This is a genomic window from Phycicoccus jejuensis, from assembly GCF_000720925.1.
Lineage (GTDB): Bacteria > Actinomycetota > Actinomycetes > Actinomycetales > Dermatophilaceae > Phycicoccus > Phycicoccus jejuensis.
In genome coordinates, this window is the sequence record NZ_JOEE01000001.1 from 262397 (window position 1) to 279400 (window position 17004).

Below are 17004 nucleotides of genomic sequence, written 5' to 3' on the forward strand. Positions count from 1 at the left end.
GTGCGCGCGGGGATATGCTCGGGGGGTCCAACGACAGGGGAGCGCCCAGGCGCTGAGAGTGCGGTCCGACCGCAGACCCTCGAACCTGATCCGGTTAGCACCGGTGGAGGAAGTCGGGAAATCTCAGGTGTGCTCCGTCGTCGCCGGCCCTCCGGGGCCGCGCGCCGGCGGGTCACCCCTCCCCGAGGTCGCACACCGACCACGGGAGAAGCACTGCACATGGCCATCACCACCGACGCGCCCGCGCGTCGATCCGTCACCGCGACCGGGCGCCTGGCGTCCTGGCGCACCGTCGACATCATCACCGTCGCGTTCCTCGGTGCCGCGTTCGGCATCGTCTTCTGGGGCTGGGCCTTCGCCTACGAGCCCCTGAGCAAGCTCGTCACCGTCGCGTACGTCCCGCTGACCGGGCTGTTCGCCGGCACCTGGTTCCTCGCCGGCGTCGTCGGCGGGCTCGTCGTCCGCCGGCCCGGCGCCGCCCTCTTCTGCGAGGTCGTCGCCGCGCTCGTCTCGATGCTCCCCGGCACCCAGTGGGGCGCGAGCACGCTCGTCAGCGGCGTCCTCCAGGGCCTCGGCGCCGAGCTCGCGTTCGCGCTGCTCGGCTACAAGGCGTGGGGTCCCGGCGCGGCGATGCTCGCCGGCGCCCTCTCGGCGCCGCTCGAGTGGGTGTTCGAGGTCGTCAAGTTCCCCGCCTCGTGGGCCGACCTGCCGGTCCTCGGCTCCCTCGCCGGCGGCGGCGGCTGGTACGCCGAGCTCGTCCTGCGCGACAAGATCGCCTACCTCGGCGCGCTCGGGGTCTCGGGCGCGGTCATCGCCGGCGGGGTCGGGTGGCTGCTCACCCGGCAGCTGGCCCGGGCGGGGGCGCTGTCGGCGTTCCCGGCCGGCCAGGAGGTCCGGGAGGCCCGGGCTGTCTGACACCGTGCGCACCGCGCGCCGCGGCCACGTCGAGGTGGCCGGGCTCACCTGGCGACCCGTCGGCCGGCGCGAGCCCGTGCTGCGCGACGTGACGCTCACCCTGCGCCCCGGCGAGCGGGTCCTGCTCGCCGGGGCGTCCGGGGCGGGCAAGTCCACCCTGCTGCGCGCCCTCACGGGGATGCTCGGCTCGCTCGAGCCGGGCGACCTGGAGGGGGACGTCACCCTCGACGGCGTCGCCCCCGGCGACCGCCCCGGCGCCGTCGGGCTCGTCCTCCAGGAGCCCGGCAGCGGCGTCGTCGCCGCGAGCGTCGGGCGCGACGTCGCGTTCGGCCTCGAGAACGTCGGCGCGGACCCGGCCGGGATGCCCGCCGTCGTCGAGCGCTCGCTGACCGCCGTCGGCCTCGGCGACCTGCCCCTCGACACCCCCACGTCGGCGCTGTCGGGCGGGCAGACCCAGCGGCTCGCCCTCGCCGGCACGCTCGCCCTCGACCCCTCCCTCGTCCTCCTCGACGAGCCGACCGCGATGCTCGACCCCGCCTGCGCCGCCGAGGTGCGGGCCGCCGTCGCCGCCCTGTCGGCCGACGACCCCCGCACGCTCGTCGTCGTCGAGCACGTGCTCGGCCCGTGGGTCCCCCTCGTCGACCGCCTCGTCGTGCTCTCCGCCGACGGCCGCGTCGTCGCCGACGGCCCGGTCGAGGAGGTGCTGGACACGCAGCGCGACGTGCTGCTCGCGATGGGCCTCTGGGTCCCCGACGAGCCCGCGCCCGCCCCCCTCGAGGTCGACCCCGGGCTGCTCGCCGCCGTCCCCTCGACCGCCGGCGCCGCCCTCACCGCCGACCCGCTCGCCGTGGACCGCACGGTGCGCCTCGTCGACGGCTCGACCCGCACCCTCCGGGCCGCCACGCTCGACGAGCCGCTGGGGGCGTCCCCCGGCGACCTCACCGTCCTCGTCGGCCCGAGCGGCTCGGGCAAGTCGACGGTCCTCGCCGCGCTCGCCGGCTTCCTCGACCCCGTGCCCGACGGCGCCGTCCGGCTGGGTGCCGGCGAGCACGCCGCCGACCCCCGGCGCCTCGGCGCCCCGGCCCTCGCCGCCCGCCTCGCGTGGGTGCCGCAGTGGGCGAGCTCCACGCTCGTCGCCCGCACCGTCCTCGACGAGGTGCTCACGACCTCCCGCGCCCTCGGCCGTCAGGGGCCCGCCGAGGAGGCCCGCGCCCTCGCCCTCCTCGACGCCCTCGGGCTCGCACCGCTCGCCGCGGCCGACCCGCGCCACCTCTCCGGCGGCGAGCAGCGCCGCCTCGCCGTCGCCGCCGCGCTCCACCACGGCCCGCCCGTGCTCCTCGCCGACGAGCCGACCGTGGGCCAGGACCGGCACACGTGGGCCGCCGTCGTCGGCCTCGTCGCCGCCCACCGCGCCGCCGGGGGAGCGGTCGTCGCGGCCACCCACGACGCCGAGGTCGTCGCCCGGGCCGACCGGGTCCACCACCTCGCCGCGCCGCCGCGCCCGCCGCAGGAGCCGTCGACGCGCGTGCCGCTCGCCGCGCGCTGCGGCCCGCTCGCGCTCCTCGCCGGCGCGATGCTCGGCATCCCGGCGGGCGTGGTCTCCCCGCACTGGAGCACCTCCCTCGCGGTGCTCGCGGTGCAGGTGCTGCTCGCCGTCGTGGCGCTCGCGGCCCCGGGTCCGGGCCGGGCACCGGCCGGCCGGGCCCGCCGGGTCCTCCTGCGCACCGTGCCGGGGGCGCTGGCCGCGCTGTCGACCGGCTGGTCGACGTGGTGGCTGGCCGGGCACGACGTCGACACCGCCCTCACCGTCGCCCTGCGGGTGCTCGTCATCGTCGTGCCGTCGGCCGTGCTCCTGCCGTGGGTCGACCCCGACCGCCTCGGCGACCACCTCGCCCAGCGCCTCCACCTGCCCGACCGCCCGGTCGTCGCCACGGCCGCCGCGCTGCAGCGTGTCCACACCTTCGGGGCCGTCTGGACCGAGATCGGCCGGGCCCGCCGGGTCCGGGGGCTGGGGGTGCGGCCGACCCGCCCGGGCGAGGTCGCGCGCCACCTCGCGGCCTCGACGACCGGACTCCTCGTGCGCACGCTCGGTGCCGCCGTCGAGCTCGCCGTGGCGATGGACGCCCGCGGCTTCGCGACGGCCCGCCGCCGGACGTGGTGGGCGCCGGCGCCCTGGCGGCTGCGCGACACCGTGCTGCTCGCGGCGGCGGCCCTGCCGGTGGCCGCCGCGGTCCTCGCGCGCTGACCGGCCGGGCCGCGGTCGTCGCCGCGGCAAGAACCGGTCAAGATGCCGGGCGGGGTCTGGACGCGCGGCCCGGTGCCCGGGCATGCTCGGGGGCGCGAGGTGCTGTCGAGACCACCTCGCGGGTGCAGGAGCCGCCCGGGTCCACGAGGGCCCCGGCGGCCACGACAGACGGGGCCGCGGTCGCAGCGACCGCGGCCCCGCCACCGTCGGTGGGCGCGGGCATACTGGACCCTCGTGTCCGCCGAGCCCGTGAGCGCCCCCGAGGCGCGTGTCCGCATCCCCCGTGAGATCTGGGTCCTCATCGCGGCGGCCTTCGTCATCGCCCTGGGCTTTGGCCTCATCACCCCGGTCCTGCCGGGGTTCGCGCAGAGCTTCGGCGTCGGCGCGACGGCGAGCAGCGTGGTCGTCAGCGCCTTCGCGTTCTTCCGGCTCGTCTTCGCCCCCGCGGGCGGCCGGCTCATCGGCCGGCTCGGCGAACGCCCCATCTACCTCACCGGACTCCTCGTCGTCGCCGTGTCGACCGGCGCGACGGCGTTCGCCGGCTCGTACTGGCAGCTGCTGCTGTTCCGGGGTCTCGGCGGCATCGGCTCGGTGATGTTCACCGTCTCCGCCGTGGCGCTCATCGTCCGCCTGGCGCCGCCCTCGATCCGCGCGCGGGTGTCGTCGGCGTACGCCTCGGCCTTCCTCATCGGTGGGGTCGGCGGCCCGGTCGTCGGCGGCCTGCTCGGCGGTCTCGGGCTGCGGGTGCCGTTCCTCGTCTACGCGGCGGCCCTGCTGCTCGCGGCGACCATCGTCTTCGTCTTCCTCAAGGACGCCTCGCTCCGCCCGGCGGAGGGGGCGCCGGTCCTGCCGATGATGACCGTGCGCGACGGCTGGCGCGACAGCGCCTACAAGGCCTCGGTCGTCTCGGCGTTCGCCAACGGCTGGGCGAACTTCGGCGTCCGCAACGCGATCCTCCCGCTCTTCGCCGCCGCCGTCATCGTCGACCAGTCCCTCGACCCCGCCACGCGCGAGACGCACCAGTCGCTCGTCGCGGGCACGGCCCTCGCGGTCTTCGCGGCCGGCAACGCCGTCGGGCTGACGGTGGCCGGTCGCACCTCGGACCGCATCGGGCGCAAGCCGTTCATCATCGGCGGCCTGCTCGTCTCCGGCCTCGCGACCCTCGGCACCGGCCTCGCCACCAACCTGCCGCTCCTCGTCGCGTTCTCGGTCGTCGCCGGGCTCGGGGCGGGGGCGCTCAACCCGGCGCAGCAGGCCTCGCTCGCCGACGTGGTCGGCCGCGAGCGCAACGGCGGCCCGGCCCTCGCCGCCTTCCAGATGGCCTCGGACACCGGCGCGATCATCGGCCCGGTGCTCGCCGGCACCCTCGTCGACCACGGCAGCTTCGGTCTGGCCTTCGGCGTCACCGGGGCCATCACGCTGCTCGCGGTCGTGCCGTGGGTCCGGGCGCGCGAGACCCATCCGGTGCGCCGGCTGGGGTCCTCGACGGCCTGACCGCAGGGAACCACGCCGCGGCGGGGCGCGTTGGACGATGGCCGCTCACCGACCCGGGAGGTCCGCCATCGCCGTCCAGACCGCTCCGTCCACCGCGCTCGCCCTCCTCGACCACCAGGTCGAGACCCTGCTCCGCCTCGGCTACCCGGCGCTCGCCGGTGAGAGCGAGGCCGACTTCACCGCCCGCCTCGAGCCCCTGCGCACGGTCGCCGCAGGGCTCGACCCGCTGCCCGACGCCGCCCCGGGGCACGCCCCGCTCGTCCTCGTCGTCACCGCCGCCGTCGTCGACCCCGAGCGCACGGTGCCGCTGCTGCGGCTCGCTCCGCGGGGCACCCGGCCCGGCGTCGTCGACCACAACCACGGACCCGAGGGGCTCACGCCCTACCGGCCGATCGAGCCGGTGGTCCTGCCGGCCCCGGACGCCTACCTGCTGCTCGACGTCGACCGGGGCGAGGAGTTCTGCGGCGTGCGTCCCGAGGAGGCGCTGCCGGTCGTCCTCGGCCGCGGTCGGACGCCGCTGACCGTCGAGGAGGGCGTCGCGGTCGTCACCCACGCACCCGGGCTGCTCGAGAAGAACCGCTGCTTCATGCTGTCCGGCTCGCGCCGTGGGGACCGGCGGGTGCCGGCGATGTGGATCAGCGAGCGGGCGCCGAAGCTCGGCTGGTGCTGGGACGGCAACCCCCACTCGTGGCTGGGGGTCGCCTCCGCCGGGAGCCGGCGGGCCTGACCACACAGGGGCCGGGCGCGGAGCCGGTCCCTACTCCAGCGCCGCGCCCGGTTCCCCTGCACCGCAAACGTACTCCCGCGCGGCTCGTCCGCCGTGGAATGGCCGCGCGCGTCACCGGCGTGGCGTGCGTCTCACCCCTCGGGGCCGGCCTCGTGGACCGTGCGCGGCATGACGAAGGACGCGAGGAGCATCGTCACCGAGACCGCCGCGGCGGCGACGAAGACGGCCCCGAGCGCCGGGGCGAGGACGCCCGACGGCAGCGACTCGAGGTCGCTCGGGGTGCTCCCGAGGCGGTCGCGGACGACCGTGTTGGCCACCGCGCCGAAGGCCGCGACGCCGACCGCGCTGCCGACGGAGCGCGCGAAGATCGACGCGCTCGTGGCGACCCCGCGCTGGTGCCACGGCACGGCCGACTGGGCGGCGACGAGGGACGGGCTCGCGACGTAGCCGAAGCCGAGGCCGAGGACGAGGCAGGCGGCGGCCAGCTGCCACACCGAGCTGTCCGGGCCGACGGTCAGCAGCAGCGCCGACCCGGCGACCGCGAGGACCGAGCCGATGAGCATCGTCGCGCGGAAGCCCAGGCGCAGGTAGAGGCGTCCGGACGTCGACGCGGCAACCGGCCAGCCGAGCGTCATCGCGGCGAGCGCGAACCCGGCGACGATGGCGCCCGCGCCGAGAACGCCCTGCGCGTAGAGGGGGACGTAGGAGGTGAGGCCGAGCAGCATGATGCCGACGACGAGCGAGACGAGCATCGCGCCGCCGACGACCCGGTCGCGGAAGACCCACAGGGGGAGCACCGGCTCGGCCGCGTTGCGCTCGACGACGACGAAGGCGGCGAGGACCACGGCGGCGCCGACGAACAGCCCGATGCTCACCGGCGAGCCCCACGACCAGAGGACGCCGCCCTCGAGCAGCCCGACGAGGAGGGCCACGGTGCCGACGAGGAGCAGCAGGGAGCCCGCCCAGTCGATGCGCGGGCGCGCGGTGACGGGTCGCGGCGACTCGCTGAAGCGGCGCCAGAGCATCCAGCCGGAGGCGGCGCCGAGCGGGAGGTTGACGAAGAAGATCCACCGCCACGAGAGCGCCTCGGAGAAGAACCCGCCGAGGGTCGGGCCGACGAGCGAGCTGACCGCCCACACCGAGGCGACGTACCCCTGGACGGTCGCGCGCTCGGCGACGGAGTAGATGTCGCCGATGATCGTCATCCCGATCGGCTGGATGGCCCCGGCGCCGAGGCCCTGGACGGCCCGGAAGGCGACGAGCGAGCCCATCGACCAGGCGACGCCGCACAGCAGCGAGCCGACGACGAAGAGCACGACCCCGACGAGCATGACGTTCTTGCGCCCGAGGAGGTCGGCGACCTTGCCGTAGACCGGCACCGACACGGCCTGCGCGAGGACGTAGATCGAGAACAGCCACGGGAACTGCGAGAGGCCGCCGAGGTCGCCGACGACGGCGGGCACGGCGGTCGCGAGGATCGTCGAGTCGATGGCCACGAGGCCGGTCGAGAGCATGACGCCGAGGAGGACCGGCCCCCGCTCGGAGCGCAGGCCGACGGCCGAGCGGGGGACGCGGGTGGCGGAGGAGGACGTCACCGCAGGGCCAACCCGTCGCCGGGCGGTGACATTCCGGGGTCCGGACGTGGTCCCACCTGCGGAGACGGCGCGGGCGGGGCTAGCGTGCCGCCGTGAGCACCCCGACCGACGTCGAGCGCCGGGTCCTCGACGCCCTCGACGAGGACGCCCTCGTCACCTCGCTGGTCGACCTCGTGCGCGTGCCGAGCGTCACCGGGAGCGGGGCCGAGTCCGAGGCGCAGCACCTGCTCGCCGGATGGTTCGAGCGCGCCGGGCTCGAGGTCGACCTCTGGTCGGAGGACCTGCCCGCGCTGCTCGCCGCCCCCGGCTTCCCCGGCCTCGAGGCGCCGCGCTCCGAGGCCTGGGGCCTGGTCGGGACGACACCCGGGACCGGCGTGCCGGGGCTCGTGCTCAACGGGCACGTCGACGTCGTGCCGGTCGGCGACCCCGGCGCCTGGCGCGACGACCCGTTCGGGGCGGTCGTGCGCGACGGTCGGCTGCACGGGCGCGGCGCGTGCGACATGAAGGCCGGGCTCGTCGCGAACCTCGCGGTGGCGGCGGCGCTGCACCGCTCCGGGGTTCGCCTGGAGCGCCGGCTCGCGGTGCACTCGGTCGTCGGTGAGGAGGACGGCGGGCTCGGCGCCTTCGCGACGCTGCGGCGCGGGCACACGGGAGATGCGGTCGTCATCACCGAGCCGACCGGCGGCCGGTTGCTCACCGCGAACGCCGGCGCGCTGACCTTCCGGCTCGAGGTCGGCGGGCTCGCGGCCCACGGCAGCACGCGGCTCGAGGGGGTCTCGGCCCTCGACACCTTCGGGGTCGTCCACGACGCCCTGCGCCGCCTCGAGGCCGAGCGCAACCGCGACGCCGACGCGCTCTTCGCGGGGTCGCGCCTGCCGTACGCGTTGTCGGTCGGCACGGTGCGGGCGGGCGACTGGGCGAGCAGCGTGCCCGACCTGCTGGTCGCCGAGGGCCGCTACGGCGTGGCGCTCGGCGAGGACCCGCAGGCCGCCCGCGACACCTTCGAGCGGTGCGTGGCCGAGGCGGCCGCCGGCGACCCGTGGCTGCGGGAGCATGCGCCCGTCGTCACCTGGCCCGGCGGGGCGTTCGCGTCCGGGCGGCTGCCGGCGGGCCATCCGCTGGCCGACGAGGTGGCGGACGCCGCCGAGGCCGTCGGGGCGGTGCGACCCGTGGCCGGTGGTGCCCCCTACGGCTCGGACCTGCGCCTCTACGCGGCGGCCGGGGTGCCGACGCTCCAGTACGGCCCCGGCGACGTCCGGCTCGCGCACTCGCCGCGGGAGTCGGTCGACCTCGGCGAGCTCGTCGAGGTCACCCGCGCGCTCTGCGTCCTCGCCGTCCGCCGGCTCACCACCCCCGCCCCCTGACCCTTTGACCCCCTCCCCCCCCCGGACCCCCCACCTCCCCGCGAACGTGTGTGTCACCGCCGGGGACCCCCGGCGGTTCCACACGCGTTCGCGACAGGACCGGCCGCGTCCGGGGGTTCCGCCCGGGGCGCGTGCCGCCTAGCGTGGGTCCGGTCAGCAACGTCGCGACGAGAGGCCCCGCCATGCCCCTGGAGAACCCGTTCTACACGCCCGAGATGCAGGGGCCGTACGAGCTGCGGTCGATCGGCCGCTTCGAGCTCGAGGAGGGCGGCGTCATCCCCGACCTCCAGCTGGCCGTCGCGACCTTCGGCGAGCTCAACGAGGCGAGGGACAACGCGATCCTCGTGCCGACGTGGTTCTCCGGGACGCACGCGACGTGGTGGCAGGTGTACATCGGCGAGGGCCGCGCCCTCGACCCGACCAAGTGGTTCATCGCGGTCGTCAATCAGATCGGCAACGGCCTCTCGACCTCGCCGCACACGACCGACGACCCGTCCATCGCGATGTCGCGCTTCCCGCAGGTCCGCATCGGCGACGACGTCCGCGCGCAGGAGCAGCTGATGCGCGAGCACTACGGCGTCGAGCGGTTCGCGCTCGTCGTCGGTGGCTCGATGGGCGCCCAGCAGACGTGGGAGTGGGCCGTTCGCTACCCCGACAAGGTGCTGCGGGCCGCGCCGATCGCCGGAACGGCGCAGAACACGCCGCACGACGCGCTCTTCACCCAGACGCTCATGGACGCCATCACCTCCGACCCCGGCTGGAACGGCGGCGAGTACGCCTCGCACGAGGAGGTGCGCGACGGCCTGACCCGGCACGCCGACATCTGGGCGACGATGGGGCTGACGACCGACTTCTGGAAGACGGAGTTCTGGAAGGGCATCCCGCCGATCGCCGAGGGCCTGGAGTTCTCGACCTACGAGGAGTTCCAGCAGAACTTCACGCGGACCCTCTTCACGATGATGGACCCGAACGCGCTGCTGTCGATGGGCTGGAAGTGGCAGCGCGGCGACGTCGCCCGCAACGCCGACGGCGACCTCGCGGCGGCGCTCGCGCGCGTCACGGCCAAGGTCTTCGTCATGCCGATCGAGCAGGACATGTTCTTCCCGCCGCGCGACTGCGAGCCCGAGGCCGCGATGACGCCGGGCGCGGAGGTGCGGATGCTGCACAGCATCGCCGGCCACTTCGGGCTGTTCGGCTTCGAGCAGTCCTATCTGGACGAGGTCGACGCCCACCTGCGCGAGCTCCTCGACACCCCCGTCTGACCCGCCCTCTCTCACCGCGAACGCGTGTGAAACCGCCGGTGATCCCCGGCGGTTTCACACACGTTCGCGGTGAGGTGGGGGTCAGCGGTCGTCGGTGCCTTCGCGGTCGTCGGTGTGGTCGTCGTCGCCGTCGGGCGGGGGGTTGCGCGGGGTGTCGCCGAGCCGGGCCGCGAGGAACGGCAGGGTGAACCAGAGGACGACGAGGACGGCCAGCACCGACCCGCCGCCGACCAGGGCCGGCCGGGTGCCGAGCGTGATGTCGACGACGAGCAGCACGACCCCGCTCACCGTGAGCCCGAGCATCGCGAGCCCGGCGATGGCGAACCGGTTGGCCGACTCGACGAGGAGCTCGCGCCGCCGCTGCCGGAAGAGCATCCGGTGGAAGGCGACCGGGGCGACGACCAGCCCGGTCGTCAGCACCGACCCCGCGAGGACGGCGAGGTACGTCGTGCGCTGGAAACCCGTCAGCTGGTCGAAGCGCGCCGAGAACGGCACGGTGAGCAGGAACCCGGTGAGGATCTGGACGCCGGTCTGCGTGACCCGGATCTCCTGGAGCAGCTCGTCCCAGTTGCGCGCCAGGGTGCGCCGCGACGGCGTCGCGTCGCGTCCGCCACGACCGTGTCCGCTCCCCATCGACCACTCCCTCGCTCGGCGGCCCCTCAGCCTAGGACCGGGGGATGGGAGAGTGGGGGGATGAGCCACGCCGAGGTGACGATCGACGGACTGCCCGAGCACTACCTCACCCGACGGCCGGAGGCGGACGACGCGCCCGCCGTCACGGCCCTCCTCGCCGCGCACCAGCAGGCGGCCAAGGGCTCCGCCGGCGCCGACCCGGAGGCGGTCGTCGTCCAGCTGGCCGGCACCGGCTCGTGGACGCGTCGCCAGGTGCTCGTCGAGGACGGCGACGGCCGGCTGCTCGCCTGGCTGTCGGTGCACGACCGCGCCGCGGGGCGCACGCTCGTCGAGGTCACCGTCGCGCCCGACCACGACGCGGCCGACGAGCTGGCCGGCCACCTGTTCGCCGCCGGCGAGCGCTACGCCCGCGACATCGGCCGGATGCGCGGGCTGCGCACGACGCTGCTCGACTCCGGCGCCTACGCCGACGACCCCCGCCAGCAGCGCTGGCTCGCCGCGGCCGGCTACCGGCACACGCGGACCTGGCTGCAGATGACCCGCCCCGTGTCCTCCGAGGAGGCGAGCAGCCTGCCCGGGCCGCGCGAGGGCGTCACCGTGCGTCCGGTCGACCGCCACGACGACGGCCTGCCGCTCGCCCAGGACCTGCAGGCCGTGCACCGGGTGCTCGAGGAGTCCTTCCAGGACCACTTCAGCTCCTACCGCGAGAGCTTCCCCGAGTTCGTCATGCGGCTGCGCGAGGACCCGGGGCACCGCTGGGACCACTGGTGGCTCGCCACGGTCGAGGGTCCGGACGGGCCGGTGCCGGCCGGTGCCGTCGTCTCGTCGGTGCTGCGCCCGGACGCCGACGGCATCCCCGGCAGCTACGTCGACTACATCGGGGTGCACCGCGACGCGCGCGGCCGCGGCGTGGCCAAGGCACTCCTGCACCAGGTCATCGGCGACGCGGCGCGCCGGGGCCGCAACCGGGTCGGGCTCGAGGTCGACGCCGACAGCCCGACGGGCGCCGACGGCCTCTACTCCTCGATGGGCTGGGTCACCGACTACCGGACGCAGTCCTGGCACCAGGACCTCGACCTCTGACGCGTCGGGGTGGCGCGCCGCGACGCGCCACCGTGACCCGCCCCCTCAGCGGGCGACGTCGACGACGAGCCGCGTCGGGTTCGACAGCACCGAGACCTTGAACGGTCGCTGGCCGCCGGTCAGGCCGATGAACGACTGCCCGACACCCTCGAAGCCGCCCCAGATGGCCGGTGCGGCCGCGATCCCGGTGCCCTCCAGCGTCTCCGGCAGGGGGTCGTCGGCGGTCGGGGCCGACTCGCCGGGCATGTCGACCGTCGAGACGAGCACCTCGAGCCAGACGTCCCCGGCCACGTCCTTGCGCTCGCCGCTGCCGTCCTGGATCGGCTCGTCGACGTAGTGGACGCGGTAGCTCGGCGCCCCGTCGCGGGCGAACTGGTAGACGACGCGGTCGTAGGAGCCGTGGCCGCCGACGCGCGACTCGATGCCGATGCCGACCCGTCCGCCGAGGGCGGGCCAGTCGGCGGTCGACTGCTCGTCGAGCGAGAACCCGGCGGGAAGCGAGGCGGATGCGCTCGGCGAGGAGCTCTCGGACGGCGAGCTGCTCGCCGAGGCGGAGTCCGTGGGGGAGGACGAGGTGCTCGCCGTCGGGGCGGCCGAGGACGACGCGGGAGACGGGTCGTCCGGGCCGGAGGAGCAGCCCGCGACGGCGGCCAGCGCGAGCACGCTCACCCCCACGCCGAGGGTCCGGACGGTCGGTGTGCGGCGTCGTGTCGTCATGGCGCCTCCCTTCACGCTCCCATCGTCCTCGACGGCAGGGTCCCCGCGTGGGACCTTCGCACCTTTGGCCCGGGTCGGGGCTCAGCGCACCGTGATCCGTGCGCCGTGTCGCGGGACGCTCGTGATGTTCCGCACCCACGGACCCTCCGGGGCCACCGACTCGACGTCGTACGCGACGAGCACCTCGCGCAGCACCGCGACGGCCTCCATCAGCGAGAACGACGCCCCGATGCACCGGCGGGCGCCGCCGCCGAAGGGGATCCACGTGTGCGGTGCGGGCTGGCCGCCGACGAACCGGTCGGGCCGGAACGCCGCCGGGTCGGGATGGCTCGCCGCGCGCCGGTGCGCGAGGATCACCGACGCGCCGACGGTCGCGCCGGCCGGCAGGTCGGCATCACCGATGCGCGCCGGCTCGCGCAGCACGCGCACGACCATCGGGATGACCGGGTGCAGCCGCATCGCCTCCTTGACGAAGGCCTCGAGCAGGTCGTCGTCCCCGGTGCGGGCCGCCTCGCGGGCGCGCGCCCGCAGCCCCGGGTGCAGGCCGATCTCGTGGAGGGTCCAGGCCAGCGCGGTGGCCGTCGTCTCGTGGCCGGCGAGGAGCAGGGTGACGAGCTGGTCGCGCAGCTCGGCGTCGGTCAGGCGCTCGCCGTCGACCTCGACGCGCAGCAGCGTCGAGAGCACGTCGGTGCGCAGGGCGAGGTCGGGGCTCGCGCGCCGCTCGGCGATCTCCTCGTGGAGCAGGGCGTCGAGGGCGCGGGTGCGCTCGACCGCCCTCCGCCACATCCCGACCCGGCGCAACCGGGGGATCGCCCAGCCGAGGAACACGAGCGGGCTGACGTCGACGAGCTCGCGGACCAGCGGCCGCAGCCGCGCGAGCCGGCTCTCGTCGGTGACCCCGAAGACCACCCGGAGGATGACCTCGAGCGTCACGGCGTTCATCCGGTCGAGGACGGCGAACGGGACGCCGGGGGCCCACGCGCCGACCTCGGTCTTGGCCAGGCCCGTCACGAGGTCGGCGTACCCGCGCAGCGCCCGCCCGGAGAAGGCCGGCGTGAGGAGGCGGCGGACGCGCCGGTGCTCCTCGCCGTCGACGAGCAGGACCGAGTGCTCGCCCATGACCGGCCCGAGGATGGCGTTGGCCTCGCCGGCCCGGAAGGTGGCGGGGTCGCCGGCGAAGACGTCGCGGACGGCGTCGGGCTCGCTGACGAGGACGATGTTGCGGCCGCGCGGGAAGAGCCGGACGGTCACGACCTCCCCGTACCGGCGGTGCAGCCAGGGCACCCAGCGGTGGCGGAAGCGCATCATCCCGACGCTCTGGACCAGCCGGGGCAGCCGCGGGCCGGGGGGCAGGAGGGCGGGGTCGGCCGGTGGGGTGCGTCGGGCCGCGCGGGCGTCGTCCATGGGGGTCCTCCTCCCGCTGCCGAGGCTAGCGCCGACGACCGCGGCGCGGGGGGAGGTCGACGTACCCTGACGCCATGGGTCGACGGGTCGCCCTGGCGCTCGGCGCCGGCGGAGCACGCGGGTACGCGCACATCGGCGCGCTGCAGGTCATCGAGGAGCGCGGGTTCGAGGTGGTCGCCGTCGCGGGCACCTCGATGGGCGCGCTCGTCGGGGGCCTCGCCGCGGCCGGGCGCCTGGACGCCTACACGGAGTGGGTCACCGGCCTCACGCAGTACGACGTGTGGCGGCTGCTCGACATGAACCTCGGTGGGGGAGGGGCGATCCGGGCCGAGCGGATCTTCGCCAAGGTCGGCGAGATCCTCGACGGCACGCTCATCGAGGACTGCGCCATCCCCTTCACCGCCGTCGCGACCGACCTCAACCACCGCCGCGAGGTGTGGTTCCAGCGCGGGCCGATGGCCACGGCGATCCGCGCGTCGGTGGCCATCCCGAGCCTCGTGACGCCGATCGTCGTCGACGGCCGGCTGCTCGTCGACGGCGGCCTGATGAACCCGGTGCCCATCGAGCCGACCGCCGCCGTGATGTCCGACCTCACCGTCGCGGTCAGCCTGCAGGCCGGGCACAGCACCGGGATGCCGGTCGCGCCGGTGCGCTCGCCGGGCGTCACGAGCACGGTGGCCGGGTCGGTCCGGTCGCTGACCCACCGCGTGTCGGCGCTCATCGGGGGCGGGTCGCACGACACGACGACCGACGCCCCGGCCCGTGAGGCCGTCGCCGAGGACGTCGCGCCGGTCACCGAGGGCGGCTCCCCCGCGATGCCCTCGGCGCCCGGTTACACCTCGGCGCCCAAGGACCTCGCGTCGATGGAGATCTTCAACCGCTCGTTCGACACGATGGCGGCGCTCATCACCCGCTACCGGATGGCCAGCAACCCGCCGGACGTGCTCGTCTCGGTGCCCTCGGACGCCTGCCGGACGATGGACTTCCACCGGGCGTCCGAGATGATCGCGCTCGGCCGCGAGCTGACCGAGCGGGCCCTCGACGAGGCCGGGTACTGACGGACCCGGTGCGCACCGCGCGGCGTCAGCCGGCGGCGACGATCGCGTCGACCCGCTCGGGGGCGTAGAGGCGGTCGGCCACGGCCGCGGCGAGCCCGTGCAGCCCGGCGAGGTCGCCCTGGCTCGAGGGCAGGATCGTCAGGCGGCGGGTGGCCAGCGGGAGGGAACGCGCGTAGACGGACTCGCGGATCCCGGCGAAGAGGTGGTCGGCGGCGGCCGCGAGGTCGCCCCCGATGACGACGACCTCGGGGTTGAGGAGGCTGACAGCGTCGGACAGGGCGATCCCGATGAAGCGGCCCGCCCGCCGCGACAGCGCGGTGGCGCTCGGGTCCCCGGCCTTGACGAGCGCGACGACCTCGGGCACGGACGAGACGTCGTGGCCGGCCGCGCGCAGGTCGCGGATGAGCGCCCAGCCGCCGGCGTAGGCCTCGATGCACCCGGTGTTGCCGCAGCGGCAGGCGGGCGCCGGACCCTCGTCCGGCGCGGTGACCTGGATGTGGCCGATGTCGCCCGCGGCGCCGTCGAAGCCGCGGTACACCGAGCCGCCGATGACCAGGCCCGCGCCGACACCGGTCGCCAGCTTGAGCAGGAGCATCGACGAGCGGTCGGCATGGGCGGAGCGGTGCTCGCCGACGGCCATCGCGTTGGCGTCGTTCTCGACGACGACCGGGCAGGGCAGGTGCTCGGCGAACCAGTCGCGGATGGGGAAGCGGTCCCAGCCGGTCATGATCGGCGGGCTGACGACCGTGCCGGCGTCCCCGTCGACCGGCCCGGGCAGGGCCAGGCCCACGCCGTGCACCTCGGCCCGGGTGACGCCCACGCGGCGCAGGGCGTCGTCGAGGTGGCCGAGGACCTCGGTGAGCCAGGGCTCGGGCCCGATCCCGACGGGGAGGTCGTGCCGCTGCTGGTCGAGGATGCGCCCGCCGAGGTCGGTGACGGCGACGCGGACCCCGGTGGCCCCCGCGTCGGCGAGCGCGAGGACGCCGCCCTCCTCGCGGAAGCGGAAGCGGGTCGGGGGGCGTCCCCTGGTCGTCGCGACGGGGGTCACCTCGGCGAGCAGGCCGGCGTCGACGAGGGCGTCGAGGCGCGCGGCGACGGTGGAGCGGGAGGTGCCGGTCAGCTCGACGAGCTCGGCCCGGGTCAGCTCGCCGTGCGCCCGGACGAGGGCGAGGACCTGGCCGGGGGAGCCGGGGGCGGCCGCGGGGCGCACCGGGCGACCGAGGAGGGCCACGGGGCCCGCGGGCTCGGTCGTCGTGGACATCGCTGCTCCTGCCGTCGCTCACGGGCCCGGTCCGGGGGGCCGGCGACGAGGGGCCTCGTCGCGCCGTGGTCATTTCTACCAGAGTGCAGGATCTTTTTGCTTGACACAAGTCATAAATAGGTGATCAACTGTCAAAAGTCGCCGGACGCCCCCACGCCGGCCCGCTCAACGAAGAGAGGCTCCCCCATGGCCCGTGCACGCACCGCCGCCCGCCAGCTCGTCCTCGTCGCCACGGTCGGAGGCCTCGGTCTCGCGCTCACCGCGTGCGGCGGCTCCTCCACCGCCTCGGGCTCCGGCTCCGACGGCTCGTCCGCCGCCACCACCGGCAAGGTGGCCGCGGTCATCAAGGGCCTGGACAACCCGTTCTTCCAGACGATGGAGAAGGGCATCCAGGACCAGGCGAGCGCCGACGGCACCGACGTGACGATCCAGGCCGCCGCCGCCATCACCGACACCAGCGGCCAGGCCGACAAGCTGACCGGGCTCGCCGGCCAGGACTACAAGTGCTTCGTCGTCAACCCGATCTCCGGCACCAACCTCGTCCAGGGCATCGCGCAGATCGCGGCCAAGGACGTCCCGATCGTCAACATCGACAGCCCGGTCGAGGCGGACGCCGCCAAGGCCGCGGGCGCGAAGATCGCGACCTACATCGGCACCGACAACAACGCCGCCGGGCAGCTCGCCGGGAAGCAGATGGGCACCCTCCTGCCGGACGGCGGCGCGGTCGCCCTCGTCGGCGGGATCTCCGGTGACGTCACGAGCGGCGCGCGGCTCGACGGCTTCACCGCCGGCAAGCCGGCCAACGTCAGCATCGTCCAGACCGTCGCCGCCGACTGGGACCGCCAGACCGCGCTGACCAAGGCGACCGACATCATGCGCGCCAACCCCGACCTCAAGGGCTTCTTCGCCGCCAACGACGACATGGGCCTGGGCATCGCCCGCGCGATCGCCAACGCCGGCAAGACCGGGCAGATCAAGGTCATCAGCGTCGACGGCAACAAGGACGCGTTCGAGGCGATCAAGAGCGGCGGCATCGACGCCGTCGTCGCCCAGTTCCCCTACGTCGTCGGCAAGATGGGCCTCGAGGCCTGCGAGGCCGCGATGAAGGGCAAGACGCTGCCCGAGAAGGTCGACGCGCCGGTCCAGGTCGTCACCAAGGACACCGTCGACGCCGCGCTCTCGGCCGCCCCCAAGCCGGGCGAGGCGTACGACGACCCGTTCGCGGAGCTCCTCAAGTGACGGCCCC

14 protein-coding genes and 1 riboswitch are annotated in these 17004 nt (G+C 75.4%); of the genes, 9 read left to right on the forward strand and 5 right to left on the reverse strand.

Annotated elements, in window-relative coordinates; genetic code table 11:
* Positions 1 to 25 precede the first annotated feature (25 nt).
* Positions 26 to 129, forward strand: a riboswitch (TPP riboswitch).
* 90 nt (positions 130 to 219) lie between these two features.
* The 4 genes from IG69_RS0101215 to IG69_RS0101230 all read left to right on the forward strand — a co-directional run bounded on the left by IG69_RS0101215 (position 220) and on the right by IG69_RS0101230 (position 5381).
* Positions 220 to 915 (forward strand): ECF transporter S component, encoded by a 696-nt coding sequence (locus IG69_RS0101215; protein WP_030526365.1) that lies wholly within the window; start codon positions 220 to 222, stop codon positions 913 to 915.
* A gap of 4 nt (positions 916 to 919) precedes the next feature.
* Complete coding sequence (locus IG69_RS0101220) at positions 920 to 3160, forward strand: ATP-binding cassette domain-containing protein (RefSeq protein ID WP_051749985.1); 2241 nt, start codon at positions 920 to 922, stop codon at positions 3158 to 3160.
* Positions 3161 to 3394: 234 nt separating this feature from the next.
* Positions 3395 to 4654 carry an MFS transporter gene (locus IG69_RS0101225; protein WP_030526367.1) on the forward strand — a complete coding sequence of 420 codons (1260 nt, stop codon included), beginning with the start codon at positions 3395 to 3397 and terminating at the stop codon, positions 4652 to 4654.
* A 37-nt stretch (positions 4655 to 4691) separates the two neighbouring features.
* Positions 4692 to 5381 carry a DUF5701 family protein gene (locus IG69_RS0101230; RefSeq protein ID WP_051749986.1) on the forward strand — a complete coding sequence of 230 codons (690 nt, stop codon included), beginning with the start codon at positions 4692 to 4694 and terminating at the stop codon, positions 5379 to 5381.
* Positions 5382 to 5512: 131 nt separating this feature from the next.
* Here IG69_RS0101230 and IG69_RS0101235 read toward each other — a convergent pair whose 3' ends face one another.
* Positions 5513 to 6976, reverse strand: coding sequence for an MDR family MFS transporter (locus IG69_RS0101235; RefSeq protein WP_051749987.1), 1464 nt, complete (start codon positions 6974 to 6976; stop codon positions 5513 to 5515).
* Positions 6977 to 7068: 92 nt separating this feature from the next.
* On the opposite strand from IG69_RS0101235, the gene IG69_RS0101240 reads away from it, so the two are divergent.
* On the forward strand, positions 7069 to 8340 hold the full coding sequence (locus IG69_RS0101240; protein WP_030526370.1) for an ArgE/DapE family deacylase: 1272 nt from the start codon (positions 7069 to 7071) through the stop codon (positions 8338 to 8340).
* Positions 8341 to 8522: 182 nt separating this feature from the next.
* The gene (locus IG69_RS0101245) at positions 8523 to 9602 is read left to right on the forward strand and encodes an alpha/beta fold hydrolase (protein WP_030526371.1); all 1080 of its coding nucleotides are present in this window, start codon (positions 8523 to 8525) and stop codon (positions 9600 to 9602) included.
* 81 nt (positions 9603 to 9683) lie between these two features.
* Here the strand turns inward: IG69_RS0101245 and IG69_RS0101250 are convergent, their stop codons facing one another.
* The gene (locus IG69_RS0101250) at positions 9684 to 10235 is read right to left on the reverse strand and encodes a DUF6328 family protein (protein WP_211250946.1); all 552 of its coding nucleotides are present in this window, start codon (positions 10233 to 10235) and stop codon (positions 9684 to 9686) included.
* Positions 10236 to 10295: 60 nt separating this feature from the next.
* On the opposite strand from IG69_RS0101250, the gene IG69_RS0101255 reads away from it, so the two are divergent.
* The gene (locus tag IG69_RS0101255) at positions 10296 to 11318 is read left to right on the forward strand and encodes a GNAT family N-acetyltransferase (protein ID WP_030526373.1); all 1023 of its coding nucleotides are present in this window, start codon (positions 10296 to 10298) and stop codon (positions 11316 to 11318) included.
* Between the two features lie 45 nt (positions 11319 to 11363).
* On the opposite strand, the gene IG69_RS0101260 is transcribed toward IG69_RS0101255, so the two are convergent.
* Both IG69_RS0101260 and IG69_RS0101265 read right to left on the reverse strand, forming a co-directional pair.
* On the reverse strand, positions 11364 to 12035 hold the full coding sequence (locus IG69_RS0101260) for an AMIN-like domain-containing (lipo)protein (RefSeq protein ID WP_157577263.1): 672 nt from the start codon (positions 12033 to 12035) through the stop codon (positions 11364 to 11366).
* A gap of 81 nt (positions 12036 to 12116) precedes the next feature.
* The gene (locus IG69_RS0101265; RefSeq protein WP_030526375.1) at positions 12117 to 13439 is read right to left on the reverse strand and encodes a cytochrome P450; all 1323 of its coding nucleotides are present in this window, start codon (positions 13437 to 13439) and stop codon (positions 12117 to 12119) included.
* 74 nt (positions 13440 to 13513) lie between these two features.
* Here IG69_RS0101265 and IG69_RS0101270 point away from each other — a divergent pair, with 74 nt between their 5' ends.
* The gene (locus IG69_RS0101270) at positions 13514 to 14497 is read left to right on the forward strand and encodes a patatin-like phospholipase family protein (protein ID WP_030526376.1); all 984 of its coding nucleotides are present in this window, start codon (positions 13514 to 13516) and stop codon (positions 14495 to 14497) included.
* 25 nt (positions 14498 to 14522) lie between these two features.
* Here IG69_RS0101270 and IG69_RS0101275 read toward each other — a convergent pair whose 3' ends face one another.
* Positions 14523 to 15758 carry an ROK family transcriptional regulator gene (locus tag IG69_RS0101275; RefSeq protein ID WP_051749990.1) on the reverse strand — a complete coding sequence of 412 codons (1236 nt, stop codon included), beginning with the start codon at positions 15756 to 15758 and terminating at the stop codon, positions 14523 to 14525.
* A gap of 186 nt (positions 15759 to 15944) precedes the next feature.
* On the opposite strand from IG69_RS0101275, the gene IG69_RS0101280 reads away from it, so the two are divergent.
* The gene (locus tag IG69_RS0101280; protein WP_051749992.1) at positions 15945 to 16997 is read left to right on the forward strand and encodes a substrate-binding domain-containing protein; all 1053 of its coding nucleotides are present in this window, start codon (positions 15945 to 15947) and stop codon (positions 16995 to 16997) included.
* Positions 16998 to 17004: the final 7 nt, after the last annotated feature.